The organism is Lapidilactobacillus achengensis, assembly GCF_003946655.1.
In the GTDB taxonomy this organism is placed as follows: Bacteria; Bacillota; Bacilli; order Lactobacillales; family Lactobacillaceae; genus Lapidilactobacillus; species Lapidilactobacillus achengensis.
Window position 1 is genome coordinate 1 of record NZ_RHOV01000010.1, and the last position, 24,599, is coordinate 24,599.

Annotated in this window: 23 protein-coding genes; 14 read left to right on the forward strand and 9 right to left on the reverse strand. The window is 48.9% G+C overall.

The annotated features are described in order from the left end of the window. Positions 1-535 precede the first annotated feature (535 nt). Entirely contained in the window at positions 536-823 is a 288-nt protein-coding gene (locus EKM94_RS06870) for a hypothetical protein (RefSeq protein ID WP_125599497.1), read from the reverse strand. A 242-nt stretch (positions 824-1,065) separates the two neighbouring features. On the opposite strand from EKM94_RS06870, the gene gyrB reads away from it, so the two are divergent. From gyrB to EKM94_RS06915, 9 genes are all read left to right on the forward strand, one after another. Then, positions 1,066-2,994 (forward strand): DNA topoisomerase (ATP-hydrolyzing) subunit B, encoded by a 1,929-nt coding sequence (gyrB, locus tag EKM94_RS06875; RefSeq protein WP_125599696.1) that lies wholly within the window; start codon positions 1,066-1,068, stop codon positions 2,992-2,994. A gap of 19 nt (positions 2,995-3,013) precedes the next feature. Beyond that, entirely contained in the window at positions 3,014-5,794 is a 2,781-nt protein-coding gene (gene gyrA, locus EKM94_RS06880; RefSeq protein WP_379861076.1) for a DNA gyrase subunit A, read from the forward strand. Positions 5,795-6,324: 530 nt separating this feature from the next. Then, positions 6,325-6,627 (forward strand): 30S ribosomal protein S6, encoded by a 303-nt coding sequence (gene rpsF, locus EKM94_RS06885; protein ID WP_125599500.1) that lies wholly within the window; start codon positions 6,325-6,327, stop codon positions 6,625-6,627. Between the two features lie 43 nt (positions 6,628-6,670). After that, positions 6,671-7,240: a single-stranded DNA-binding protein gene (gene ssb / locus EKM94_RS06890; RefSeq protein WP_125599503.1), complete on the forward strand. Its 570-nt coding sequence runs from the start codon at positions 6,671-6,673 to the stop codon at positions 7,238-7,240. Positions 7,241-7,282: 42 nt separating this feature from the next. Then, positions 7,283-7,519 (forward strand): 30S ribosomal protein S18, encoded by a 237-nt coding sequence (gene rpsR / locus EKM94_RS06895; RefSeq protein ID WP_125599505.1) that lies wholly within the window; start codon positions 7,283-7,285, stop codon positions 7,517-7,519. Between the two features lie 246 nt (positions 7,520-7,765). Continuing rightward, the gene (locus EKM94_RS06900) at positions 7,766-9,784 is read left to right on the forward strand and encodes a DHH family phosphoesterase (RefSeq protein ID WP_125599508.1); all 2,019 of its coding nucleotides are present in this window, start codon (positions 7,766-7,768) and stop codon (positions 9,782-9,784) included. A 324-nt stretch (positions 9,785-10,108) separates the two neighbouring features. Beyond that, entirely contained in the window at positions 10,109-10,561 is a 453-nt protein-coding gene (gene rplI, locus EKM94_RS06905) for a 50S ribosomal protein L9 (protein WP_125599511.1), read from the forward strand. Between the two features lie 324 nt (positions 10,562-10,885). Continuing rightward, positions 10,886-12,283, forward strand: a complete 1,398-nt coding sequence (dnaB, locus tag EKM94_RS06910; RefSeq protein WP_125599514.1) for a replicative DNA helicase — start codon at positions 10,886-10,888, stop codon at positions 12,281-12,283. A gap of 432 nt (positions 12,284-12,715) precedes the next feature. Then, on the forward strand, positions 12,716-14,002 hold the full coding sequence (locus EKM94_RS06915) for an adenylosuccinate synthase (protein WP_125599517.1): 1,287 nt from the start codon (positions 12,716-12,718) through the stop codon (positions 14,000-14,002). 108 nt (positions 14,003-14,110) lie between these two features. Here the strand turns inward: EKM94_RS06915 and EKM94_RS12385 are convergent, their stop codons facing one another. The 7 genes from EKM94_RS12385 to EKM94_RS06945 form a co-directional block, all read right to left on the reverse strand. Beyond that, positions 14,111-14,278 carry a hypothetical protein gene (locus EKM94_RS12385; RefSeq protein WP_164511144.1) on the reverse strand — a complete coding sequence of 56 codons (168 nt, stop codon included), beginning with the start codon at positions 14,276-14,278 and terminating at the stop codon, positions 14,111-14,113. Between the two features lie 713 nt (positions 14,279-14,991). Next, positions 14,992-15,642 (reverse strand): NAD(P)H-binding protein, encoded by a 651-nt coding sequence (locus EKM94_RS06920; RefSeq protein ID WP_125599520.1) that lies wholly within the window; start codon positions 15,640-15,642, stop codon positions 14,992-14,994. Between the two features lie 10 nt (positions 15,643-15,652). Further along, complete coding sequence (locus EKM94_RS06925; RefSeq protein ID WP_125599523.1) at positions 15,653-16,507, reverse strand: aldo/keto reductase; 855 nt, start codon at positions 16,505-16,507, stop codon at positions 15,653-15,655. A 20-nt stretch (positions 16,508-16,527) separates the two neighbouring features. Next, entirely contained in the window at positions 16,528-17,988 is a 1,461-nt protein-coding gene (locus tag EKM94_RS06930) for an MFS transporter (RefSeq protein WP_125599526.1), read from the reverse strand. Between the two features lie 10 nt (positions 17,989-17,998). Further along, positions 17,999-18,370, reverse strand: coding sequence for a nuclear transport factor 2 family protein (locus EKM94_RS06935; protein WP_125599529.1), 372 nt, complete (start codon positions 18,368-18,370; stop codon positions 17,999-18,001). Between the two features lie 149 nt (positions 18,371-18,519). Beyond that, a complete protein-coding gene (locus EKM94_RS06940; RefSeq protein ID WP_125599532.1) occupies positions 18,520-19,101 on the reverse strand; it encodes a TetR/AcrR family transcriptional regulator in 582 nt (193 codons plus the stop codon). 19 nt (positions 19,102-19,120) lie between these two features. Then, entirely contained in the window at positions 19,121-19,699 is a 579-nt protein-coding gene (locus EKM94_RS06945; protein WP_125599535.1) for a helix-turn-helix domain-containing protein, read from the reverse strand. 221 nt (positions 19,700-19,920) lie between these two features. Between EKM94_RS06945 and EKM94_RS06950 the strand changes: the two genes are divergently transcribed. From EKM94_RS06950 to EKM94_RS06965, 4 genes are all read left to right on the forward strand, one after another. After that, the gene (locus EKM94_RS06950; RefSeq protein WP_125599538.1) at positions 19,921-20,187 is read left to right on the forward strand and encodes a DUF3173 family protein; all 267 of its coding nucleotides are present in this window, start codon (positions 19,921-19,923) and stop codon (positions 20,185-20,187) included. Next, on the forward strand, positions 20,171-20,626 hold the full coding sequence (locus EKM94_RS06955) for a tyrosine-type recombinase/integrase (RefSeq protein WP_164511145.1): 456 nt from the start codon (positions 20,171-20,173) through the stop codon (positions 20,624-20,626). The genes EKM94_RS06950 and EKM94_RS06955 overlap by 17 nt, the downstream gene beginning before the upstream one ends. Further along, positions 20,626-21,294, forward strand: a complete 669-nt coding sequence (locus tag EKM94_RS06960) for a site-specific integrase (protein WP_225422182.1) — start codon at positions 20,626-20,628, stop codon at positions 21,292-21,294. Before EKM94_RS06955 ends, EKM94_RS06960 begins: the two co-directional genes overlap by 1 nt. Before the next feature lie 219 nt (positions 21,295-21,513). Then, complete coding sequence (locus EKM94_RS06965) at positions 21,514-22,587, forward strand: M42 family metallopeptidase (RefSeq protein WP_125599547.1); 1,074 nt, start codon at positions 21,514-21,516, stop codon at positions 22,585-22,587. Between the two features lie 193 nt (positions 22,588-22,780). Here the strand turns inward: EKM94_RS06965 and EKM94_RS06970 are convergent, their stop codons facing one another. Beyond that, entirely contained in the window at positions 22,781-24,229 is a 1,449-nt protein-coding gene (locus EKM94_RS06970) for an APC family permease (RefSeq protein WP_125599550.1), read from the reverse strand. 154 nt (positions 24,230-24,383) lie between these two features. Between EKM94_RS06970 and EKM94_RS06975 the strand changes: the two genes are divergently transcribed. Then, complete coding sequence (locus EKM94_RS06975; RefSeq protein ID WP_125599553.1) at positions 24,384-24,578, forward strand: hypothetical protein; 195 nt, start codon at positions 24,384-24,386, stop codon at positions 24,576-24,578. Positions 24,579-24,599: the final 21 nt, after the last annotated feature.

A 24,599-nucleotide genomic window follows, 5' to 3' on the forward strand; every position in this document is an offset into this window, starting at 1 on the left:
ATTAACCTAGCCAGGATTTTGGAGGCTGGGCTTTGCCTCCGGAAGCCTGGCGTAGTTAAGCGCAGAAGTCAGTTGTGTGGAGCACGTTTCAACGCCACGCTCCGCTCCAGCCGCTCAACGTTATAACAGCCGTTTGAGCACTCACGCCATTTGGCAAGCTATCGTCAATTGATGAGGAGCCCCGCACTTGACGACCGTGGTCACAATCCTTGAATTGGTGACACCAGCGCAGTCTATCTGATGAACAGACCTAGTTCTGGATGAATCAACTGAATCGGTCGGTTTCTACCCGTGGATTGTTAAAGAAACAAGTAGAGATGTTCAGCCCACGCAAAATGTCCCGAGCTCCTGATCCGAATCCGTTGGTGTTGCCAGACCACCAAAAAAGTGGGAATTATTTGACCGCTATCTTGCAAAATCACTTTGTCCGATACTCCACTTGATTGCAGATCGGCTCAATTATGCCCAGCAACCGGTTCGAGTCGAAACATGTTATCCGTGAATCAAGCGGCGTAAAAGTACAAATTGACTCGAATCAACTGTTGGCATCGCCGGACCACCCAAAAAGTGCGGTATTTTGCATAACTAGCAAAAGCACTTCGCTAAATAGCTGATCTTGATTGTAGATAAGCTCAATTCTGTTCAGCAACCGGCTGGGACTGCGCGGCTCAGTGGTGAAATTGTCCTTTGCGGCTTTGCCGCTTAGGACAAGGCTCGATTTGAAGACAAGCCGCGCCCTTTGCGGATTGGCTTCAAACGATGCCCACCACGTTCCAGTCCGCAACAGCAGTCCCAGCCGGTTGCGCTCACGCGCAACACCCACTTTCCCCCTGCAACCAGATCCAGCACAATCAACAGAAATCATAGATAAAAACAAAAAGATAAAAAACACCGCATCAAACCAAGCACCCACCAGTTAGGAGGATTTTTGTGAACGATTCAGAGAAAAATCAACAAAACCCAACAAATGAACCCGAACCAACCATCAAACCCTTGATCGCCGACGAAACCGACGCGCCTGCAACGGCTGACGCAACACCAGCGGCACCGTCTGCGGAAGCTGTTTTGGCCAAGGAAGAAAAAGCGAAAGAATACAACGCCAGCCAGATCCAAGTGTTGGAAGGACTGGAAGCCGTGCGGAAACGCCCGGGGATGTACATTGGCTCGACCAGTAGCCAAGGTCTGCACCATTTAGTTTGGGAAATCATTGATAACGGCATCGATGAGGCGTTGGCCGGTTTCGCCACGCAGATCGATGTGGAAGTTGAAGCGGACAATAGCATCACCGTCACCGATAATGGCCGGGGTATCCCGGTGGATATCCAACCGAAAACGGGACGGCCTGCTTTGGAGACGGTTTACACGATCCTGCACGCCGGTGGTAAATTCGGCGGTGGCGGCTACAAAGTCTCCGGTGGGTTGCACGGGGTCGGCGGCTCGGTCGTTAACGCGCTTTCCAGCGTTTTGGACGTGACCGTGACTCGTGAAGGCAAGCGTTATTACATGGATTTTGTTCGCGGCAAGGTGCGGACCGAAATGAAGGTCATTGGCACCGCGGCGGCGCATGAACATGGCACCAAGGTTCATTTTCTGCCTGATCCGGATATTTTCACGGAGACGACGGTTTTTGACGATCATGTCTTGAATACGCGGATCCGCGAGTTGGCTTTCTTGAATAAAGGGTTGAAATTGACCTTTACCGACAAACGCGCGGCGACGGCGGAACGGATCACCTATCATTATGTTGGCGGGATCAAGAGTTACGTTGAATATCTCAACGAGAAGAAGACGGTGCTCTTCCCTGAGCCGATCTATGTGGAAGGCGAACAGGACGGGATCACGGTGGAAGTCGCGTTGCAATATACCGATGATTTCCATTCCAATCTGCTGACGTTCGCGAATAATATCCATACCTACGAAGGTGGCACCCACGAGGCCGGCTTTAAAGCGGCGCTGACGCGGATCATCAACGATTATGGTAAGCGAGCCAACTTGATCAAGGACAACGACGACAATCTTTCCGGCGATGATGTGCGGGAAGGGATGACGGCCGTGGTTTCGATCAAGCATCCTGATCCCCAATTTGAGGGTCAGACCAAGACGAAGTTGGGTAACTCGGACGCGCGGACGGTCACCGATCGGATGTTCTCCGAAACCTTCATGAAGTTCTTGATGGAAAATCCGACCGTCGCCAAACAAATCGTGGAAAAAGGTCAATTGGCCTCCAAAGCGCGCTTGGCAGCCAAGCACGCGCGGGAAGTGACGCGGAAGAAGTCAGGCTTGGAGATCAGTAATCTACCAGGTAAATTGGCGGATAACACCAGCAAGGACCCGAATATCTCGGAATTGTTCATTGTCGAAGGGGATTCCGCCGGCGGTTCCGCTAAGCAGGGGCGGTCGCGGTTGACGCAAGCGATTTTACCGATCCGAGGCAAGATTCTAAACGTGGAAAAAGCGTCAATGGATCGGATTTTGGCCAACGAAGAGATCCGGACCTTATTTACGGCCATGGGCACTGGCTTTGGCGGCGATTTCGATGTGGCCAAGGCGCGCTATCACAAATTGATTATCATGACCGATGCCGACGTGGATGGCGCCCATATTCGGACGTTATTACTGACGCTCTTTTATCGGTATATGCGGCCGATCGTGGAGGCTGGCTATGTTTATGTGGCCAAGCCACCGCTATATCAGGTGCGCCAAGGGAAATTCATGCGTTACATTGATTCCGACGAAGAATTGGAAGAGGTCTTGGGGCATTTGCCAGCGGCGCCGAAACCAGCGATCCAACGGTATAAAGGTTTAGGGGAAATGGACGCGGAACAGTTGTGGGAGACCACAATGAATCCGGAGAACCGCCGTTTGGACCGGGTCGAAGTTACTGACGCCGCGGAAGCTGATGAGGTTTTCCAAATGTTGATGGGTGACGATGTTGCGCCCCGGCGTAAATTCATCGAAGATAACGCGAAATATACGAAGAACTTGGATGTCTAGAAGGGAAGTTTGCGAGTAAATGGCAGAATTTGAAGATCATCGCATCGAAACGATCAACCTTTCCAAAACGATGCGGGATTCATTTTTGGATTATGCAATGAGTGTCATCGTCGCGCGGGCCCTGCCTGACGTTCGCGATGGCTTGAAGCCGGTGCATCGGCGGATCTTGTATGGCATGAACGAACTGGGTGTGACCCCGGACAAGCCTTATAAGAAATCGGCCCGGATCGTCGGCGATGTCATGGGTAAGTACCATCCCCACGGTGATTCGGCGATTTACGAGTCAATGGTGCGGATGGCCCAAGATTTCAGCTACCGTTACATGCTGGTCGACGGCCACGGGAACTTTGGCTCGGTCGATGGTGATGGCGCGGCGGCGATGCGTTATACCGAAGCGCGGATGAGCAAAATCGCTCTGGAAATGTTGCGCGACATCAATAAAGATACGATCGATTTTCAGCCCAACTATGATGGCACTGAACGGGAGCCTGTGGTGTTACCAGCCCGCTTCCCGAACCTGCTAGTCAATGGCGCTACTGGGATCGCGGTGGGGATGACCACCAATATCCCGCCCCATAATTTGGCGGAAGTGATCAGTGCCCTGCACCTTTTGATGAAGAACCCGGACGCCAGCACCGCTGAGTTGATGGAAGTTTTACCAGGACCTGATTTCCCTACTGGGGGCTTGGTTCTGGGCAAGTCGGGGATCCGGCGGGCCTACGAGACGGGGAAGGGCACGATTATTTTACGGGCCAAGACCGAGATCGAGACCTTGAAAAACGGCCGCGAACGGATCATCGTTCATGAGATTCCTTATATGGTCAATAAGGCCAAGTTGGTTGAGCGGATCGCGGAATTGGCCCGGGACAAGCGGCTTGATGGCATCATTGATCTAGCCGACGAATCGGACCGTGAAGGGATGCGGATCTCGATCGACTTGCGCCGGGATGCCAGCGCGTCGGTGGTGTTGAACAACCTGTACAAATTAACGCCGATGCAAACGACTTTCGGCTTCAACATGGTGGCGATCGTTAATGGCGCCCCGAAACAGTTGAGTCTGAAAGAGATCCTGCAATATTATTTGGCTCATCAAGAAGAAGTTATTCGGCGGCGGACCGCTTTTGACCTGAAGAAGGCCGAAGCCCGCGCCCATATTCTTGAAGGATTGCGGATCGCGCTGGATCATATTGACGAGATCATCAAGATCATCCGTGATTCTGAGACCGGCGAATTGGCCAAAAATACGATGATGGACCGTTACGGTTTAAGCGACAAGCAATCCCAAGCGATCTTGGATATGCGGTTGGTGCGCTTGACCGGTTTGGAACGGGAAAAGATCGAAGCTGAATACCAAGAATTAATGAAAACCATCGCCGATTTGAAAGATATTTTAGCGCGTTCCGAACGAATCGATGAAATCATTTATCAAGAGTTGTTGGAGATCCAACGGCGCTTCGGCGATGATCGGCGGACGGAATTGCTGGTCGGCGAAGAATTAAGTATCGAAGACGAAGACTTGATCGACGAAGAAGACGTGATGATCGTCTTGAGCCATAACGGCTACGTTAAACGCGTGCCTGCCAATGAGTTCAAGGTCCAAAATCGGGGCGGCCGCGGGATCCAAGGCATGAACGTTCATGATGACGACTTTATCGAGCAATTGATCTTCACTTCGACCCATGACACCTTGCTCTTCTTTACCGATGTGGGTAAAGTCTACCGGGCCAAGGGTTACGAGATTCCTGAATATGGTCGGACCGCCAAAGGGTTGCCGATCATCAACTTGTTGGGGATCGAAACTGGTGAGAAGATCGAGACCGTGGTCAAGGTTCGCGACGCGGATGCCGAGGACTCCCTCTTCTTCATCACCCGGCTGGGCACCGTTAAACGTACCAGCGTGGCGGAATTCGCCAATATCCGCAGCAATGGCTTGCGGGCGCTGACCTTGCGTGACGGCGACTCACTGAGTAATGTGCTTTTGACCGACAATCACCAGAACATTTTCATTGGGACGCATTTAGGCTACGCGGTCTCCTTCCGGGAAACCGATGTCCGGGCCATGGGACGGACCGCCGCCGGTGTGCGGGGGATCCGCCTGCGCGAAGGCGATTATGTAGTCGGTTCCGCGATCCTGGCGCCGGACCATGAAGTCCTAGTCATTTCTGAAAACGGCTATGGCAAACGGACCAATGTGGCCGAATATCCGATCAAAGGCCGCGGCGGTAAAGGCATCAAGACCGCCAACATCACCGAGAAAAACGGGCCGTTAGTTGGGTTGACCGTCGTTGATGGCAGCGAAGATATCATGCTGATCACCGACGAAGGCGTCCTGATTCGTTTTGAAGTCAAGGCAGTTTCCCAAACCGGTCGTGCCACCATGGGTGTTCGCGTGATCAAAGTCGACAACGGCGCCAAAGTCGCAGCGTTGGCCAAGGTCGCGCCAGACGATGACGACGATGATCCTACTGATCCAAGCGCAACCAAGCCAACCGATCCGAACGGGTCAACAGCTGATGGCGCGACCGCCAGCTCAGCGGTAGCCGCGGCTGGCGGGGAACAAGGCATTGACGCTGGTCAAACCGATTCGACCGATTCGACGACCGATCAAGCAGACGCGACCAACCTCGCTGACGCCGCCAATAACGCCAACATCGCCACACCAGGACAAGACCTGCCCTCCGATGTCCGACGCCTGCTAGACCGCGCGGAAGCTGATGATGCCGCGTTGACCGACCCAGACGACGCCGAACGAGATGACGCCAGCGCCGATCCCGATCAAGGTGACGACGATCAGGCTTAGTTTTTCCTGAATGGCCCAATGGCAGGGCACAGCTTTAAAAGCAATTTTCAAAATCCGAAGTCAGATTACGGCAGCGCTCAAATTTTGAGCGCTGCTTTTTTTCGACAAAAATAAAAAAATTGTTCACTTTCTTGCGTATTTCATGATGTAGCCAGCTCAACGTCCTCATTAGCACTAACAGTTCTGATAAGCGTTCAGTTTTACCATTTACCATTTAACACTTACCATTTAACACTTCGTACCAAGTGCCCAGAATTACTTTGCCACCCGCGTCAAGAGTCGAAAGGAGTGAGCAGCCCGTTTAATAAGCGTTGTCATATTTCAATAGCCGCATCGCGCAGCGCCAGCCGCGGACATAATACTTTTGTCCGTTCAAGCAACCCCGACCAAAAATCGAATAATTCCCAGCTGCTCGCTTGTTTCCCCGCCACAAATATGATAAACTGTTAGCTTGTGAGTAGTCTTCAGGGCTGCTTACTCCTTGTTCTTAGTAGATAAGAACCAATAGTCCATAAGGAGGTGTACAAACCATGGCACAAACTTTTTACGAAGTTACTTATATCATCAAGCCAGATCTTGAAGAAGAAGCGAAAGCTGCTTTGATCAAGCGTTATGATGACGTTTTAGGTAGCGAAGGTGCAGAATTGGTTGACTCAAAAGATTGGTCGAAGCGGCGTTTAGCTTACGAGATCAATGATTATCGTGAAGGAATCTATCACATTGTCAATGTGAAGTCCGACAACGATGCGTCAGTCAACGAATTCGACCGTCTTTCCAAGATCGACGGTAGCGTTTTACGTCATATGATCGTTAAACGCGATGATAAGAACTAAAACATCATTAATTGCGAAACGAGTTCAGAAAGGGGCTTTTTAAATGATCAATAACGTGGTACTGGTTGGCCGGCTAACGAAGGACGTTGAGTTGCGCTACACCGGTAACGGGATTGCTGTTGGTACGTTTACGATGGCGATCAATCGCTCTTTTACTAATGCCCAAGGTGAACATGAGGCCGATTTTATTCAATGCGTCATCTGGCGAAAATCTGCTGAAAATTTTGCTAATTTCACCCATAAAGGTTCTTTAGTTGGGATCCAAGGCCGGATCCAAACGCGTAATTACGAAAACCAACAAGGTCAACGTGTTTACGTGACTGAGGTCGTGGCGGATAACTTCTCGCTATTGGAGCCTAAAGGGGCCGGTGGTCACAGTAATAATAGCGGTAGCCAAAGTAATGGCGGCGGCTATAACGGTGGCGCCAGCAATGGTGGTAGCAACTTTAACAACAATTATAACCAGAACAATTCGAACAATAATAACGCTTTTAACTCAAATCCGGGGAAAGACAATAATGGTGGGCAGAGCGGTAACAGCAATGCCACTGATGATCCATTCGCGAACAGCAGTGAACCAATGTCAATCACCGATGATGATCTACCGTTCTAAATTTGGACCCGTTTTAATTAACGCTTGAGAGGAGGAACTCACATGGCTCAACAACGTCGTGGCGGCCGTCGTCGCCGTAAAGTCGATTTTATCGCTGCTAATCACATCGAATATATCGATTACAAAGACACAGAATTGTTGAAACGTTTTATCTCAGAACGAGGTAAAATCTTACCACGCCGCGTAACTGGCACTAGCGCAAAGAATCAGCGCAAGTTGACCGTTGCTGTCAAGCGTGCACGGATCATGGGCTTGTTACCATTCGTAACAGCTGACTAATTTTGTGAATTGAATTGGATTAGCCTTCTGAAATCGTCATGATTTCGGAAGGCTAATTTAGTTTTGCCGCCGTTTTCCCGGCCAAGGGGCTATTCGCGGTCGCTGGTGGTTAACAGGCGGCGCCAGCCCGGGGATTTTTCGCGTTGACCGTGGGCATTTGCGCTGGGGTGGCTTCCGAATCACTAAATTTATGTTAAAATGGGAAGAGTAAGTAGCTTTTTGGAGAACGAACGACGAAGGGGTACTATGAAGAAACTGATTAGTTTTTTACGAAAAAAAATCGCCATCCCCACTTTTTTCGCGGATGTTCAACTGCGGGTGATTGCCCTAACTGTTTTGGGAATCGCCATCGCGGCCAGTATTGTGGCCATGATTTTGAACCCGATTTTCGGGATCGTGTTCTTGGTCGCGATTATTTTGCTAGTGGGGGTCATTTTTTACGGATTTGAAGTTTTATCAAAGAATACCAACCGTTATGTTTCCGACCTGTCTTATCGAATCAAGCGTGGTGAGCAAGAAGCGTTGATTCAAATGCCGATCGGGATCATGCTGTTTGACAAAAATTACGAGATCCAGTGGGTCAATCCGACGCTGCAGAAATATTTAGGCGATCGGACCGTCCTCGGCCATAAAATCGCCGAAGTGGACGCCAATTTGGCCAAGTTGATCACCAGCCATCCAGGCGATGAAGTCAATCGAATCGTGGACTGGGACGATTATAAGTTTGAGATCACCCTGCAAGAGAAGGCGGGCGCGCTGTATTTGCTGGACGTGACGCACTCGGCCAAGATCGAGCAGCGTTTCTTGGAGCAGCAAGTGGTGATCGGCCAAATTTTCGTTGATAATTACGACGAAATCACCCAAAGCATGGACGATCAAAGCGTTTCTAATCTAAGTAATTATTTGACCAATCGGTTGAGCAACTGGGCCAACCGTTATGAAATGTTCTTGAAACGGGTCGATGAAGATCATTTCTTTGTTTTGGCGTACGCGAAAGCGCTGAGCAAGGCGGAGGCCAACAAGTTTCAAATTTTGGACCGGATTCGCGAGGATACGTCCGCCCAGAACTTCCCGATCACGCTGAGCATTGGGTTCGCCTATGGCAACGATGATTTGGCCGAATTGGCGATCACCTCCCAGAATAATCTGGATCTCGCCTTGGGCCGGGGTGGCGACCAAGTGGTGGTGCGGGCCAAGGACCAGCAAGCGCGTTTCTATGGCGGCAAGACTAACCCAATGGAGAAGCGGACGCGGGTGCGGGCGCGGATGATCAGTCAGGCGCTGCAAGGCCTATTTACGCAAGTTGATGACATTTACGTCATGGGTCACAGCCATCCTGATATGGACGCGATCGGCGCCTCCTTGGGTATTCGCCGGATCGCGCAAATGAACAACGTCAAATGTCACGTGGTTTTGGACCAGTCTTCGATCCATTCTGACGTGCAGCGCCTGGTTAAGGAAATCAGTCGCTATCCTGACTTGGTCAAGTGCATTGTCACGCCAGAACAAGCCGTCGAGTTGGCCACGCCGAAAAGTATGCTGATCCTGGTTGACCATTCGAAGCCGTCGATCTCGATCAGTCCGGAGCTGTATCACAAATTGGAGCAGCGCGTGGTCATTATCGATCATCACCGCCGAGGCGAAGAGTTCCCGGAGAATCCAATGTTGACCTACATTGAACCTTATGCCAGCTCCACCTGTGAGTTGATCGCCGAGATCTTCGAATACCAGCCAACCGACGCCGAACCGTTGAACAAAATCGAAGCGACCGCCATGCTGGCCGGTATTTCCGTCGATACCCGCTCCTTTGCCCAACGCACGGGCACGCGGACCTTTGACGCCGCTAGTTACCTGCGTTCCGTCGGCGCCGACAATGGCATGGTCCAGCGCCTGCTGAAGGAAAGTCCCAACGACTTTATCCAACGGAACCATTTGATCGATTCGATGGAAATGGTCAAACCCAATATTGCCGTGGCGAATGGTGAAGAAGATCAAACCTATGATCCTGTTTTGGCCGCGCAGGCAGCGGACACCATGCTGAACCTATCCGGCATCGACGCCTCCTTTGTGATCTGCCGCCGCCTGGATGACATGGTGGGCATCTCCGCCCGCAGTATTGGCGATGTCAATGTCCAAATCATCATGGAGAAAATGGGCGGTGGTGGTCACTTATCCAATGCCGCCACCCAAATCAAAGGGACCTCAGTCGCCCAAGCGCGCAAGCAACTGCTCGAAATCCTCAACGCCGACGACACAGACGCGTAGCAGTCATTGGCGCCACTGGAGCACTGGACCTGGCGCCATTACTGGAAATGGGTAGAAATTGCAGTAATGGACGCCAATCACAAGAAATTTGCAAGAAATGACTGTGAATCGCTAGAAATTGCTAGCAATGACTGTAAATCGCCAGCAATGGCCGTGAATTTCTGACAATTTCCAGTGAGTCCCAGTATTTCCGCCAAGTTCCACGCGGTCGGGGCGAGCTATTTTCGCCAAGCTTGATCGCGATATTTCGACTTTCCGTTAGAAAAGGTCGCATTTTTTGCGCAAATCAGTTAGTATTTTTAGGTAGACAAGGAGGCTTTTCGCATGAAAGTTATTTTTCTCAAAGATGTTCGCGGCAAAGGCAAACGTGGGGATATCAAAGAGGTACCCGACGGCTATGCTCGCAACTTCCTCTTCAAGAACGGGGCCGCGAAAGAAGCGACCAAGAACGCCGTTAGCCAATTAAAAGGCCAACAAAAGGCTGAGGCCAAGCAAATCGCCAATGATAAAGCCGCGGCCATTGCGGTCAAGGCACGTTTGGAAGCCGATGAAACCGTGGTGGCGATCCATTCTAAGGCGGGCTCTGACAGTCGCTTATTCGGCTCCGTGCCCAGCAAACAAATTGTTGAGGCGTTGGCCGCTCAGTTTGACATCAAGATTGACAAGCGCCGGCTGCAACTTGCTGAACCGATCAAGAGTTTAGGTTATACCAATGTGCCGGTTAAATTATTCAACGGTGTCAACGCCAAGATCCGGGTGCACATTACCGCGGAATAACAGGTCGCGACATCGCACACGTTATAACACCGACATAACGTCGGCAGCGTGTCCGTAGGTCGTGGCAAAATTGCTGATATAACGTTATAACGCTAACTTGAACGTCCAAATCGGCAAGATAACCTACAAGTGAAATGAGGATCCAGTCTGATCAGACCGGCCTTGTTTGAAAAACTGGGACTGGTAACAAAACAACTGTTTTGTCTCAGTCCCTTTTTACTAGAATAAATCAGAAATTTACTAGAATAATAGCGAGAAACGCCAAGGCGAAGCAACGGTAACAAGCAGCCATGTTGTGCTACCGTGTTGTAGATAGGAGTAATGATGGATAACAATTTATTAAGCCAAGTGCCACCAAACAATCCGGAGGCCGAGGCCGCCGTGTTAGGTGCGATTTTCTTGGCGCCGGAAGCAATCATTGATGCAATGGAATATCTCACCCCAGAAGACTTCTATCGTCATGCCAATCAGCTGATTTATCAGGCCATGGTGGCGATCAATGATCGCGGTGAACAGATCGATACCGTTACCTTGCGAAATGAATTGGAGAGCCATAATCAACTCGATGATATTGGTGGCGCCACCTATTTGGGCGAGTTGGCGGTGGGTACCCCAACACCGCGGAACGTGGTTTATTATGCCAAGATCGTTGAAGAGAAATCCCAACTACGTAAACTGATCGGTGCTTCCACGCGGATCATTAGTCAGAGTTTTCAGCAAAAGGACGACGCCGCAACGATCCTTGATGATGCCGAGCGGGCGATCTCTGATGTTGGTCAGAACCGCAATCGTAATGGTTTCAAGCAAATCAGTGATATCTTGACCGAATCGCTGACGCATATCGATGCCTTGACCAAGAACGATAGCAGTATCACTGGATTGAGTACTGGCTACACTGATCTGGACCGCATTACCGCTGGCCTCCATGAGGATGAGTTGATCATTCTGGCCGCCCGTCCCGGCGTTGGTAAAACGGCGTTCGCGTTGAATATCGCCCAGAATATCGGCACTTCCGATGTGGATACGTCGATTGCGATTTTCAGTTTGGAAATGGGCGCCGAATCTTTGGTCAACCGGATGATCTGCGCGGAAGGTAGCATTGATGCCAATCACCTGCGGACTGGCAATCTGAACGATTCAGAATGGCAACAATTGGTCGTGGCCATGGGTAGTTTGGCAAAGGCGAAGATTTTCATTGACGACACGCCCGGGGTCAAAATGGCGGAGATCCGCGCGAAAAGTCGACGGCTGCAACAAGAACAGAAAAATCTAGGCTTGATCGTGATCGATTATCTGCAATTGATCGAAGGTTCTGGTCAAGAGAACCGGCAACAAGAAGTCTCCGCAATTTCCCGGCAGCTGAAGAAACTGGCCAAGGAATTGCACGTGCCAGTCATTGCCTTGTCGCAGTTATCGCGGGGTGTTGAACAACGCCAAGATAAACGACCGGTGCTCTCAGATATTCGAGAATCGGGCTCAATCGAGCAGGATGCCGATATCGTCGCTTTCCTGTATCGGGATGACTATTACCGCGCCGAAGAAGACGGCAGTGACGGTGGTCCAACAGGTCCAGCCGCACCAGCCAATGATGATGAGCAAAATGTCGGCCCTGTTGAAGTGATCGTCGAGAAGAACCGGGCCGGCGCTCGAGGAACGGTCAATTTACTATTTATTAAGTCCTACAATAAGTTCTCCTCGATTTCACCCCGGGGTGATAATTAGATTATTTCCCGGGAAATAATCGTGCGTTTTCACCGCCTGGCAATCAGTGATTTTCCACATTTTTCAAGTGAGATTGTGGATTCGAGAGCACAAATCCGCTCGTCCCTAAAATTGAATATTCCGTTGTAAGTGTTGCCTGTGGTCTGTAGGGGAGTTTGCTGGTGTCTGCCAGTAAACTAGCGTGGCCGTGACCAAGCAGCACTTTTTTTGCACCGATATTATCGACATGCGGTTGGCGCGGGCGGTAGCAAGAACGATTCAAGAAATTCGTGAGTTTGTCAATCTATTTGCTTCTAGCCCAATGATTGTTCGCCTATAAAACGCTTACTTAGATGATCGTACACGCAACGTTTGATTTCTTCATTGTAAAGCATTGGAAAACATGATAATATATGTTCTGTTGTTAACGTTGATAAAAGAGGAGTTGCTAGCATGACGGGTGTAATTGTAGTTGGAACGCAGTGGGGTGACGAGGGTAAGGGCAAGATCACCGACTTCCTCAGTCAGAAAGCTGATGTGATCGTGCGCTACCAAGGCGGCGACAACGCTGGTCACACAATCAAGTCCCAGGGTCAAGTCTACAAATTGCGGTTGATTCCCTCAGGCATCCTTTATCCTGATAAAATTTCCGTTTTAGGCAATGGCGTTGTTGTCAATCCGGAATCGTTGGTGGGTGAGATCGCGCGCGTTCATGAACAAGGAATTTCGACGGCCAATTTGCGTATCTCCAATCGTTGCCACCTGATTCTTCCATATCATATCGCCATAGATCACGCGCTGGAACAGTACCGCGGCAGTGAGAAGATCGGCACGACGAATCGGGGCATCGGGCCGGCTTACACGGATAAAGCAACGCGCTCTGGCATTCGGATGGCCGACTTACTAGAGAAAGATGTTTTTGCCGAAAAACTTCAACAAAATTTAGCACTCAAGAACGAACTTCTAACCAAAATTTACCATCAAGAACCATTAAAATTCGAAGATATTTTCGAACCGTTTTATGAATACGGTCAACAATTGGCCAAATACGTTTGTGACACCTCGGTGCTGATTGACGAAACGGTGCAAAAGCACGGGCACGTTTTGTTTGAAGGCGCTCAGGGTGTCATGCTTGATCTGGATCAAGGCACCTATCCATTCGTGACCTCTTCCAATCCTGCTGGCGGTGTTTGTGCTGGCGCTGGCGTCGGACCAACCACGATCGATCGCGTCGTTGGTGTGGCCAAGGCTTACACCTCGCGTGTTGGCGACGGTCCTTTCCCAACGGAATTGCTGGACGAAACCGGCCATTTCATCCGTGAGGCTGGGCATGAGTATGGCGTTGTCACCAAGCGACCACGGCGGATCGGCTGGTTCGATTCTGTCGTGGTGCGTCACGCCAAACGTGTCGCGGGCTTGACCGATCTTTGCTTGAATTCGATTGATGTGTTAACTGGCCTGGACACCGTTAAGATTTGCGTGGCTTACCAATTGAATGGCGCCACGATCGATCGTTATCCCGCTAGTTTGACGGAACTGGCTCAATGCCAACCAGTGTACGAAGAACTTCCAGGCTGGCAAGAGGACATCACCCAGGTTAAAACCTTCGCTGAGCTGCCCGTCAATGCGCAGAACTATTTACACCGAATTGCCGAACTGACCGGCGTGGATTTAGCAACCTTCGCTGTTGGTCCCGATCGGACACAAACTGTGATTTTGAATCACGTCTGGGATAACTAACCAGGAGCAATTCTGTTTCCCGATTTTAAAAAAGAGAGTGAACATCATGCGGCGGCCAGTCGCGCGATATTCACTCTCTTTTGATTAACGCAGGTGGTGCTGGGGCGTTCATTTGCCTGAATCGTGCCAATTCGTCACTAAACCATAGATAGCTTCGCCGAGCATCCCAAAGCCCATCAGATACATGGATAACATGTTTTTGCCCATGAACAAGCAAATCACCACTAGGGCGTAGACAATCACCAAGACAACGCTCAACCAACGCGGATTCTTCATAATATCATCTCCGCCCCCAGTTTAGCAGATTGGCCGACCGAAAACCATTTTGACCCGCCAACAAAAAAAGAGAACACAAGACTGTTTTCGAAACGTCTTGCGACGCCAGCAGTCTCTGTTCTCAGGGTTTGGCACCCAAAAGAATTATAACATCTTTGCCGGCGAATGAGTAGCCTTGAACAGCGAAGTCAATGGATAAATTTGAATTGTTCCACGTGAAAACAACCCTATCCTGTGATTGAAGCAAGAATAGCGATTTAACGGCATTCTTGTGCCAATGGAGAGAGCCTAAAAATGCTGAAATTGCTATGGAGTGTGCCAGCTCTGTGCCAGCAAAACATCCAAGAAGATTGATTGAGCGATTACTGACGACCGTGGTAATCGCTCTTTGTGTCCCCGCGTTTGCCGCGCGCGCCGTGCAACGCGAAAGGCGCAAGCGCGAGCAAACGGCGGCCGGCGTCAGCCGGTCGCCGTATACCCCCAGTACTCTAACAGGGGGGAGTAAAGTAAAAAAATCATGCCCGAACACCGGGTAGAATCCTAACCTAGCGCGGTTTATAGTAACCGGAAATAAATGGGACATTTCCGATTAATCCATCATTTTGACTAGGTGTCATTTTCACAGACACTATATAAGTGCCGCTGTATCATGGCATGCGCTACTCGGCGTCGGCACATACACCACAGCTTGTTACTGTGCGACCAATATACGGCTAATAAACGGGACGCGGCTCACCTTGAGTTGTAGGGTCAGCAATACCAATACTCTCGTTTGCGACAAATGATGGATCGCGAACGATTTTGAGCACCACGTCAGCAATGCTTTGGCGGGAACCTGATACGCCAAGGTAAGGCTCATTTTGATGAGTAATCGTGTATTTGATTTCATTACGATCGTTGAGCCACGGTATACGTAAAGTCGTATAGGTCATACCAGATTCTGAAAGCATGCGATCAGAATTTCTTGCTGATTTTAGCCCCGCTTTGACGAATTCGTGATTCCACCGGCCAAATTCACCAGGAACTTCATCGTAGATTCCCAGGATGTTTGATGAAATAACACGACTTACATTGTGTTGCCTCATTGCTTTAAGGACGTTTCGAGTTTTGGCATTATCAGCATCGTGATCGACATCAGCAACAAAAACCATATCCTGTCCTGACATTGCGCTTGTCACGTCCTCAGCAGATTCAAGATCCAGCTCGATAATTCGTACCCTTGGATTATCATTCAATGCGGCAAGACGCTGGCTATTGCGTAATCCTAACGTCAAATCGACGTCATTAAATTCAGATCCCGATAGAATACGATGTTCAACGATCCGAGCAATTTGCCCGTAAGCACCTAAAATAAGTAGTTTCATAAAATACCTCCTAGTCTTCTGGATGCCAGGCCATAAACTGCGCGGCTTGTTGTTCCAAGGGTACGTTGAAGTAACGTTTATTGCAATCAAGCGCGGCAATTTTTGCCATTTCTAAGTCGGTTAATTCGAAATCAAACAAGGCAATGTTATCAGACATATGTGCCGGATTAGTTGTCTTAGGGAAGACGATATGACCGACTTGTGTATGCCAGCGCAAGATAATTTGTGCATTCGACTTGTGATACTTCTTAGCCAATTCTGAAAACAATGTTTCGTTCAATAACTGCGGATCACCATGCCCTAATGGGTACCATGATTCAAGTTTTGTTCCATAAGGGGCTAGAATTTCCTTCAAGTCGTTCTGTTGAAAATACGGGTGCAGTTCTACTTGCATGATTGCTGGTTTGATCGTCGCTTGCCGGAGTACTTCGTCAAGCCGAGCGCCATCGAAATTACTCAACCCGATGGCGCGCACTTTACCTGACCGGACAGCCGCTTCCATCGCTTGCCAGGCACCCATGTAATCACCGACTTGTTGATGGAGCAATAACAAGTCGAGGTATGGTGTGTTAAGCCGATCCAACATCTTGTCAATCGCGATCTGCGTTAAATCCTTGCCATACTCATGTGGCCACAACTTGCTGGTGATCCAGATGTCCTTGCGCTCGATGCCACTTGTGGCGACAGCTTGTCCAACCCCGCGCTCATTTTGATAAGCGTGGGCGGTGTCAATGTGTCGATAGCCCATCTTCAAGGCTGCCGATACTGCTTGTCGCGTGTTGTCGTCACCTGAAATTTGATACACGCCTAGTCCGACTTGCGGAATCAGTGTACCGTTGTTGAGTTCAATGCTTGGAATTGTCATGTTAATCCTTCTTTCTTTTGTTAGCGTGCAGCAGGTTTTGGCTCGCGACGGCGAATGTTGATCAGAAATGCAATGATGATCAATACCAAACCGATGATCATAATCGTATGAATGCCATTGAATAGAATCGTTCGCAACTGTGGTAGTAATGCTGGATCGAGACCTTTAGCAGTCGCCGAATCTGACAGATGATTGATCATATTGGTTGTGATCCCGTGTCCGGCAGTTGCCACTTGACGGGTTGTACTTAAACTGAGGACAGCGCCGAAAATTGAGGCGAGGAAGGTTTCCCCAAGCGTTCGAAATAATAGGCCAAACGTGGTCGAAACACTCACAAGTTCTTTTTCGACCCCGTCTTGAATGGACACTTGCATTGGTGTGAATGACAAGCCCATACCAAATCCTTCAAAAGCACCACTGATCAGCAACCACCAATACGGGGCATTCTTGGTTGCAATTACCATGGCAAGTGCAGAGATTAGCAAACTGGTTGTCCCCACCAGAACAATGGTTTTGTATCCAAGCTTCGTCATGAGATGCGCGGTTAAGCGGGTACCAATCAAAAGCATCAGGGAACCAGCAATCTGGGTCAATCCGCCAAACGTTGCGTTTGTCCCCAGAATTCCTTGCGCCCACATTGGAGCATAGACGCTATAACCGATAAAGAATCCATTGATTAAAAACATGATCAGGTTTTGCGCTTGAACCGGCCAAGCCGTGATTAACTGGTGTGGAATCAAAGGATTGGTTGCACGGCCTTCAACGTGCCAAAACGCGGCTAATAGAATGATGCCGGCAAGTAAAAGTAATACCGCGCGCAAGACACTGACAGCCAACGCATCACCTGCAAACAACAACAGGATCAATGCGAGGGCAAGAACCGCAGCGCCGGCATAATCAAAGGCTTGGCGTTCTCTTTGACGTTTTGTATCTTGATAAGCCCATTGTAGTAACAACATTGAGATGATTCCGATTGGCAAGTTGATAAAGAAAATCCAGTGCCAAGTAAATTGATCAACTAGCCACCCACCGATAATTGGACCCCTCACCGTGGAAAGGGTGTAAGACGCAGTGACCCAACCTAAAGCCCGTGCGCGCTGCGCAGCATTGGGATAAATATCCGCGTAGATAATGAATGGAATTGAAACCATACCTCCCGTCCCAATGCCCATTACCGCTCGAGCGACAATTAGCATAACCATACTATTGGATAATCCAGCGATGACCGAGCTGCCGATAAATAAGAATGTGGAAATCTGAAAGGCACGTTTGTTACCGATGGTTTCACCAATTCGACCCCATAATACGGTTGTGATTGCCGTGCCTAATAAGAATACGGAACTGACCCAACCGACGAGCCGGATGCCGTTTAAGTCGCTAATAATCACTGGTAGTGCAGTGTTAACAATGGTGGCGTCTAGGCCACCCATAAAATTGGCAATTAGTAAGGCAATCGTTGCCATTGCGAGTTTTCTTTTCATAAAGCCTCCTCTAAAAAAATTGTGCTTGCGAGCGGGTGATTTGCCATGCGTTATTGCGTTGAGCAAGTCTAGTCGTTGTCTCAATGTGCCAGCAATTCTCAAAGCCATAAATGCGGGCGGTCAAGTCTGACCGGCTGACAATGACAACATCTGTGCCGTCTTCAGTTACTGTTAAAGTCAATTCGTTACTGTCGAGATAGCGCATGCGACCAATTCGCATCTGATCTAACCAGACCTCCCGAGATTGTACTTTGCCATTGAGATGGACGAAAATTGCGTCTGGCGCAATTACTTGTTTCAGCAATGTCACATCGTGCCGTAGCATGCCTGATGTCATTTCGTGAAAAACGGCAATCGTTTCCTGTCTAGTTTGCTTATCCATAATGACTTCACCGCCTTTCAATATTGCTAGTATACCAGCGTCGATGAACTCATTCGATGGGCAATGTTTTCAAATTCGGGACTTATGCCACACTTTTTAAAAAAGCGGCACAAAAAAAGACAACCAGTTTCCTGATTGTCTGATTGTAACTATTGATCAAATGCTGAAAGTAACTTTTCGACACCACCTTGCATCAATGCAGTTGCAAGTGTGATGACGTCTTCTAATGGTGCAGAACGGTTATTGTCGATCCACTGGTGATACACACGTAGGCCAGTGTCTTGGACAAAGCTTAACAACATTTGCTTTTGCCAATCCGCAAGCTTTTGGAATTCCGGTGAGGCTCCCCAAGTCTTACTCATGACCTGATCCACCATCTGCTGTCTGATTCCAGAATAAGCACCACTGATCGTGATTCGGTCATAGGCTGGGCCTTGGACCGCAGAGTATTCGAAGAAGCTGCGAACGCTTTTGGCGATGTCTCGTGGGTATTGAAAGTGAGCCGTGATTTGTAAGTAGCCTTGTGAGTAACGAGACTGCATTTCAGATAAGAGATCGTCCATAGTCGGATAATACCGATAAAAGGTCTTCTTATTGATTTGGGCCAACTTGGCGAGAGCCGTAACGGTAATTTTTTCGTAATCGTTCGCTAGTATCAATGTTTCAAATGCGTCATAGATCGAGTTGATGGTCTTCTGAACGCGTAAATCTTCATATCCAGTTAATTTCATCAAAATACCTCAACTTCATTTATTCCAACTCTAGTTTTATCAGGCAATCACGCACTTGGCTGTCCATAAGTTTCAAACTCGAAGCAATATATTGTGAATGTAGCCATTCAGCAACTCGCCAACGATCGGAAAGGCGCGGCGTGTAAGTCTTAATAATCTGGTCAAGTGCCTCTGCTTCTGCGCCTTCATCATGAGCATCTCTTGCTATATCAGCTTTCGCAAATAGTTGTTGAACGGGAAGCATCTGTTTCGTTAAGGATTGCAGCGAATTATCCTGGTCGTCTAAGGCGTTTGCCCGAATATTCTCGACTACTGACATGTCGAGCATCAGGTCATTTGGCGTCACATTAAATATTGCACAAAGCTGCATCAAGCTTTCTGTTGAGGGGCTAAAGATACCACGTTCCATTTTTGAAATAGTCTGTTCGATGGTATTCAACTTATCTGCGAGCTCACGTTGAGTCATACCTTTAGATTTGCGTAGCCGTCGAATGTTTTGTCCGATTATTGTCCCTGTGCTTGGTGCAAGGTCCAGCTTCTTATCTGTGATCGGCTTACGATTCTTTCCGGCAGGTGTCTGTGATGTGCTTGGGCGCATAATTTTGTCCTCCTTGGGTGTACAACCAAGTGTTTGCGGAAAATGAAACTCTCTTTACATTATTTAAGCATATTTAATGTTTGTAGTAAAGACTTTTAGTGTTTACAACGAACATCTAAGATTATACACTATCGGTAAAGTTAGATGTTACAAACAGCCATCAAAAGTGTTTGTTCTTTGGCAACTGAACAACTAAGACTAACAACATTGGAGGTGATCACATGGTCTTACCATCGCAATCGGCACTATTCATCAGTCGCCAAGACCTGATATCTTATGGGTTTGGTGAATACGAAGCCACCCAGCTACTACGAATGGCTAAGGCCAATCTCGTTAAACAAGGACTGAATTACTACGCGATTCGCGGGCGGCGCCGCGTTCCAGCGTCAGCGGTTGAACAAATTCTTGGATGTCCATTATTTACGGCACAAACAGGCACGCTCGATGGCCGAGCAAAGGAGACTGAACAATTTGACCAAAGAGAGTGAACTGATTAAAAAAGCAAAAGATGGCACGTACTACTATCGCGCCAGTTTAGGATTTGATGCGATGACCGGCAAACGAATTCAAAAAAGGCGTTCTGGTTTCAAGGCCAAGACCGCCGCTAAAGAGGATTACCGTAAGTTAGTCGCCAAAGCAGACGAGGAGGCTTACCACCCAACCAGTACGTTTAAGGAATTTACCAAAACCTATTTCTTGCCATTCTATAAAAATAATGTCAACGAACAGACCTTTCGGCATCGTTGTGGCGTCATTCGACGGGCGCTTGCATACTTCGACAACATGCAAATTGCCAAGATAACGCCATTCGATGTACAGAACTGGCAGTTTGAATTTCTAGAAGACCATTCCAACGGCTATACACGCATGGCACACACCTTACCTTATTGGGGGCAATCCTTAGCCGTGCCATCACACTCGGCTTAATGAACAACAACTCTGCCAAAATCGTTGGTAACGTCAAGTATAAGCAAAAAGACATTGAGTTCTGGACGAAAGATGAATTCCAGAAGGTGATTCAAAAGACCAGTAAGACCACGTATACACAGCGATTGGACTTCATTATCCTGTGGTTCATGTTCATGACTGGTATGCGTTCGGGGGAGGCTAAAGCGTTGACGTGGCGCGATATTGACCTCAAAGCGAAAACCGTCAATATCAACAAGACGTTGATCTACAAGAGTGCTAATGACTATGAGTTTCATAAAACGAAAACCAAAGACGGGACGCGTGTTATCAGTATTGACCAGCAAACTGCCGACTTTCTTGAGGAATGGTATGAGGATCAACGATTGATGGTACATTCTAAATTCGTGCTGTCGCTCGATGGTGTACCCTTGAATAACAACTACATTAACGCGATTGTGCATGATTACGGTGAACTAACCGGAGTGCCGACCATCACAGCTCACGGCCTCCGTCACTCACATGCGTCGCTTCTCATTAGTATGGGTGAGAACGCGCTAATTGTCCGTGACCGGCTCGGACACGCAGACGTGCGTACGACGCTTGATGTTTATGGGCTCCTTTATCCTAAAAGTGATGCCGAAGCGGCTAAGCGACTTGAAGGTCTACTCGATGTGCCACCAGAATGAAAAAGCGCTGGAGTGTGCCAAATCGGTGCCACTTCAAAACCAAAAGCCGACAAATCAATGTTTGTTAGCTTATAAATGTTTCACGTGAAACATTTCTGTCCAGAAGTAAAAAGGATTTGCCAAAGACAAGTCATTAGATTTAGCATATAATAGTAAGGTATTCGGAAACAGCCCATTGAACTGGTTGTTCCACATGAAACATTTGAGAGGATGAAAAGAATGGAAAAGAAAAACGCAGTTGAATTGATTCAAAAGCTATCCAATGTCTATGGCATTTCTGCCTTTGAGGATGATGTGACCCGCCTTTTCCGTGAAGAGGTCGCTGGCACAGGAAAAATCACCGAAGATCATATGCGCAACGTTTTCGTTGAGCATCACCATAACAACGGGCAACGGCCAGTTGTTGAGTTAGATGCTCACTCTGATGAGGTTGGCTTTATGGTGCGGGCAATCAAACCTAATGGCCAATTGATGTTTGTTCAGGTCGGCGGCTGGGCGCTGGTAACTATTCCGGCCCAAAAGGTGAAAGTGCGCAACCGTAATGGTGAATGGATTTCTGGCATTATCAGCAGTACGCCGCCTCATTTCATGACGCCTGAAGAACGAACCCGTCTACCAAAGATGGATGAACTGAAAATTGATGTTGGCGCAACGACAGCCCAAGAAATCATCGACGATTATCAGATTGAAATTGGCGCACCAGTCGTTCCAGATGTAACCTGCGAATACAATGAACACACCGGCCTTTTCTTAGGCAAAGCGTTCGATAATCGCATCGGCACGGCGTTGTTGGCATCGACGCTGAAGGATCTGGCGCAAACAAGCTTGGATATTGATTTGATTGCCGGCCTTTCGTCGCAAGAAGAAGTTGGCGATCGTGGTGCTGAAGTCGTTGTCCGGAAAATCAAACCAGATTTGGCAATTGTTTTTGAAGGCGCGCCAGCAGATGATACCGTTATGCCAGATTACTTGATCCAAGCTGGCCTGGGTCGGGGACCAATGTTGCGCGACTTCGATTCAACCATTGTCACCAATCCCCATTTCCAACGGTATGCTTTGGATATCGCCAAGGAGAATGGGATCCACACGCAACGTTCGGTTAGAACCGGCGGCGGCCAAGACGGCGCCATCATCAATCGCTACAATGGCGCGCCAACTATCGTCATCAGCGTGCCGGTCCGCTATGCCCACACACCTTACTGCTTCATTGCCTATCAGGATTATGCGGATGCGCTGCAATTGGCTGAGAAAATCATTTGCCAACTGAACGCTGAGGTCATCAGCAAGTTCTAGGCGCGATCCCATCAGTACTTGCTAAGTGCCGCTACTCGATCAAGCGTTGATCCCATTGGACGCGCGCGATTTGCTCGGCGCCAGCTTGTTCTTGAGCCAAGCACGTTAGCATCAAATTGAAATTTATCGCACTAAAAAAGCCGCTGGTTCAGCGGCTTTTTTTTGATCCCGATAGAATGTAGAACGGGTGAATTTATTGGAGCTCTTTCGTAGAATGACGGCGGGCAATGGCGGGTAAGATAAAGCCGATCCCAATCAGAATTGCCGGCATCAACACGTTAAGAATCAATTGGAACCACCAAGCGCTTGGATTGCTGGCGTATTCGATTTTTGGTACCATGCCGAGGATGCAGGCGAACGCGGTGAAGAGGAAGCACCAGAGACCGAAGCCGAACCCGACCTTGCTGTTCTTAACAAACATGTAGTCAGAATGGAATTTATCCAAGTGGCGGTTGAGCAACATGAAGGCGAGGAACACCCAGAGATAACGTAACGGCATTACGACGGAGTTTAAGTTCAGCAGCCAATTGTAGAGACTGTTGGTCCCGCCAATACCTAAGGCCGGGATGATGATGATCAAGCTGACCAGCAAGCCGGTGAGACGGTAGCCGTTGACGGGCGTGCCCTTCTTGTTCCGCTTCCGCAAGCCAGCGGGAATATAGTCGGGATCCGCATCATCAAGCAAGATCCGCAGCGGCGCGTCAATGGAAACAGCCAATGCGGCGATCGATGCCATGGCGTTGGCGATGGCGTAGATCCAGAGCAACAAATTGCCCACGTGGAAATAATGACCCAAGCGCTGGAAAGCTAGGTAAGCACCATTTGCCATCAAATCATCAGGCAAGTTGTTGGCGTCGAAGATCATTCCCATGGCGAAGGAACCCATGATGGCGGAGACGGCCACCATAATTGCTAAAACGATCATCCCCTTGGGGAAGTTCTTGGCAGGATTCTTGGTGGAATTCACGTACGGTGAGATCTTCTCGGAACCACCCACGGCGAAAACCAACATGGAAATCGTTGTGAAATATTTGAAGTTGAACTTAGGCATGTAGCTGCTCAAATGATTCATATTCTGAGTCGCGATCCCGGACCCGGTCATCGCCGGTGCGGCCAAGCCTAAAATGATGAACAGGATCGACATGATAAACATTGACATCCCGGCAATCGTTCCGATTCGGTTCAACGTGGTGATCCCACGAGAAGCCAAGTATAAGAACAGTAAGAATAGCACGAGACAGAGTGATTGGACCACGATTGACGGCATGGTTTTGACAAAGTTACCATTACTTTGGAATAGCCAGCTCCCGGCAATCATGATTGCCTGCGGTTTCTGCGCCAGGTAAGGAATATGCACGACCCAATATGTCCAGGCGGCAAAGTAAGCGAGCCGCCGAGTGGAAACTTCCTTGATCCAACTAGACACGCCGCCCTCGGCATCTTTGAATGTTGCGCCCATTTGCCCGACCATTAGGGTGTAAGGGACGAAGTAAAACGTCATGATCAAGACCCAGGAGACGACGACGACCAAGCCTTGTTGGGCGAAGTTATTAACGACGTTGCCTAGGCCCCAAACGCTGACGAACCCAAGTAGTGCAATGTTGTACCAAAACAGTTGTTTGGAATTTTTTTCATCGGCCATGATGAACCCCCTTGATAAAATGAGAACTAATAGGCTTACTATAACGCCTTTTTAACGGCCTTGCATGAGATATAAATGAGATAACGTCCAAAATGCGGCGGAGAGTCCGAGGCCACAGTTGGCAATTAATAGCGGCTTTATTGGTGGATAAATAATGAGATTTGAGTACAAAGGCTCATTTTCCACTAATAAAAAAATTGAATTATTTTTGGAAAAAGTGACGGGCTGGCCAAGGAAAGCGGCGGGGTCAGCAAAAACGTCCCCCTTTGGTCGAACCGCGCTTCTGGCGGTCCGCAAAGGGGGACGTTTTAGTGATGGTTTCGTTTTAGTGAAGGGCTCGTTTTCGTAATGGTCTCAGTGTAATGATGGC

Bases quoted from the DNA above. Each gene is read 5' to 3' on its own strand.
- gyrA (WP_379861076.1), top strand. From the start codon at position 3,014: ATGGCAGAATTTGAAGATCATCGCATCGAAACGATCAACCTTTCCAAA.
- rpsF (WP_125599500.1), top strand. From the start codon at position 6,325: ATGGCACAAACTTTTTACGAAGTTACTTATATCATCAAGCCAGATCTT.
- ssb (WP_125599503.1), top strand. From the start codon at position 6,671: ATGATCAATAACGTGGTACTGGTTGGCCGGCTAACGAAGGACGTTGAG.
- rpsR (WP_125599505.1), top strand. From the start codon at position 7,283: ATGGCTCAACAACGTCGTGGCGGCCGTCGTCGCCGTAAAGTCGATTTT.
- EKM94_RS06900 (WP_125599508.1), top strand. From the start codon at position 7,766: ATGAAGAAACTGATTAGTTTTTTACGAAAAAAAATCGCCATCCCCACT.
- rplI (WP_125599511.1), top strand. From the start codon at position 10,109: ATGAAAGTTATTTTTCTCAAAGATGTTCGCGGCAAAGGCAAACGTGGG.
- dnaB (WP_125599514.1), top strand. From the start codon at position 10,886: ATGGATAACAATTTATTAAGCCAAGTGCCACCAAACAATCCGGAGGCC.
- EKM94_RS06915 (WP_125599517.1), top strand. From the start codon at position 12,716: ATGACGGGTGTAATTGTAGTTGGAACGCAGTGGGGTGACGAGGGTAAG.
- EKM94_RS12385 (WP_164511144.1), bottom strand. From the start codon at position 14,278: ATGAAGAATCCGCGTTGGTTGAGCGTTGTCTTGGTGATTGTCTACGCC.
- EKM94_RS06920 (WP_125599520.1), bottom strand. From the start codon at position 15,642: ATGAAACTACTTATTTTAGGTGCTTACGGGCAAATTGCTCGGATCGTT.
- EKM94_RS06925 (WP_125599523.1), bottom strand. From the start codon at position 16,507: ATGACAATTCCAAGCATTGAACTCAACAACGGTACACTGATTCCGCAA.
- EKM94_RS06930 (WP_125599526.1), bottom strand. From the start codon at position 17,988: ATGAAAAGAAAACTCGCAATGGCAACGATTGCCTTACTAATTGCCAAT.
- EKM94_RS06935 (WP_125599529.1), bottom strand. From the start codon at position 18,370: ATGGATAAGCAAACTAGACAGGAAACGATTGCCGTTTTTCACGAAATG.
- EKM94_RS06940 (WP_125599532.1), bottom strand. From the start codon at position 19,101: ATGAAATTAACTGGATATGAAGATTTACGCGTTCAGAAGACCATCAAC.
- EKM94_RS06945 (WP_125599535.1), bottom strand. From the start codon at position 19,699: ATGCGCCCAAGCACATCACAGACACCTGCCGGAAAGAATCGTAAGCCG.
- EKM94_RS06950 (WP_125599538.1), top strand. From the start codon at position 19,921: ATGGTCTTACCATCGCAATCGGCACTATTCATCAGTCGCCAAGACCTG.
- EKM94_RS06960 (WP_225422182.1), top strand. From the start codon at position 20,626: ATGAACAACAACTCTGCCAAAATCGTTGGTAACGTCAAGTATAAGCAA.
- EKM94_RS06965 (WP_125599547.1), top strand. From the start codon at position 21,514: ATGGAAAAGAAAAACGCAGTTGAATTGATTCAAAAGCTATCCAATGTC.
- EKM94_RS06970 (WP_125599550.1), bottom strand. From the start codon at position 24,229: ATGGCCGATGAAAAAAATTCCAAACAACTGTTTTGGTACAACATTGCA.
- EKM94_RS06975 (WP_125599553.1), top strand. From the start codon at position 24,384: ATGAGATTTGAGTACAAAGGCTCATTTTCCACTAATAAAAAAATTGAA.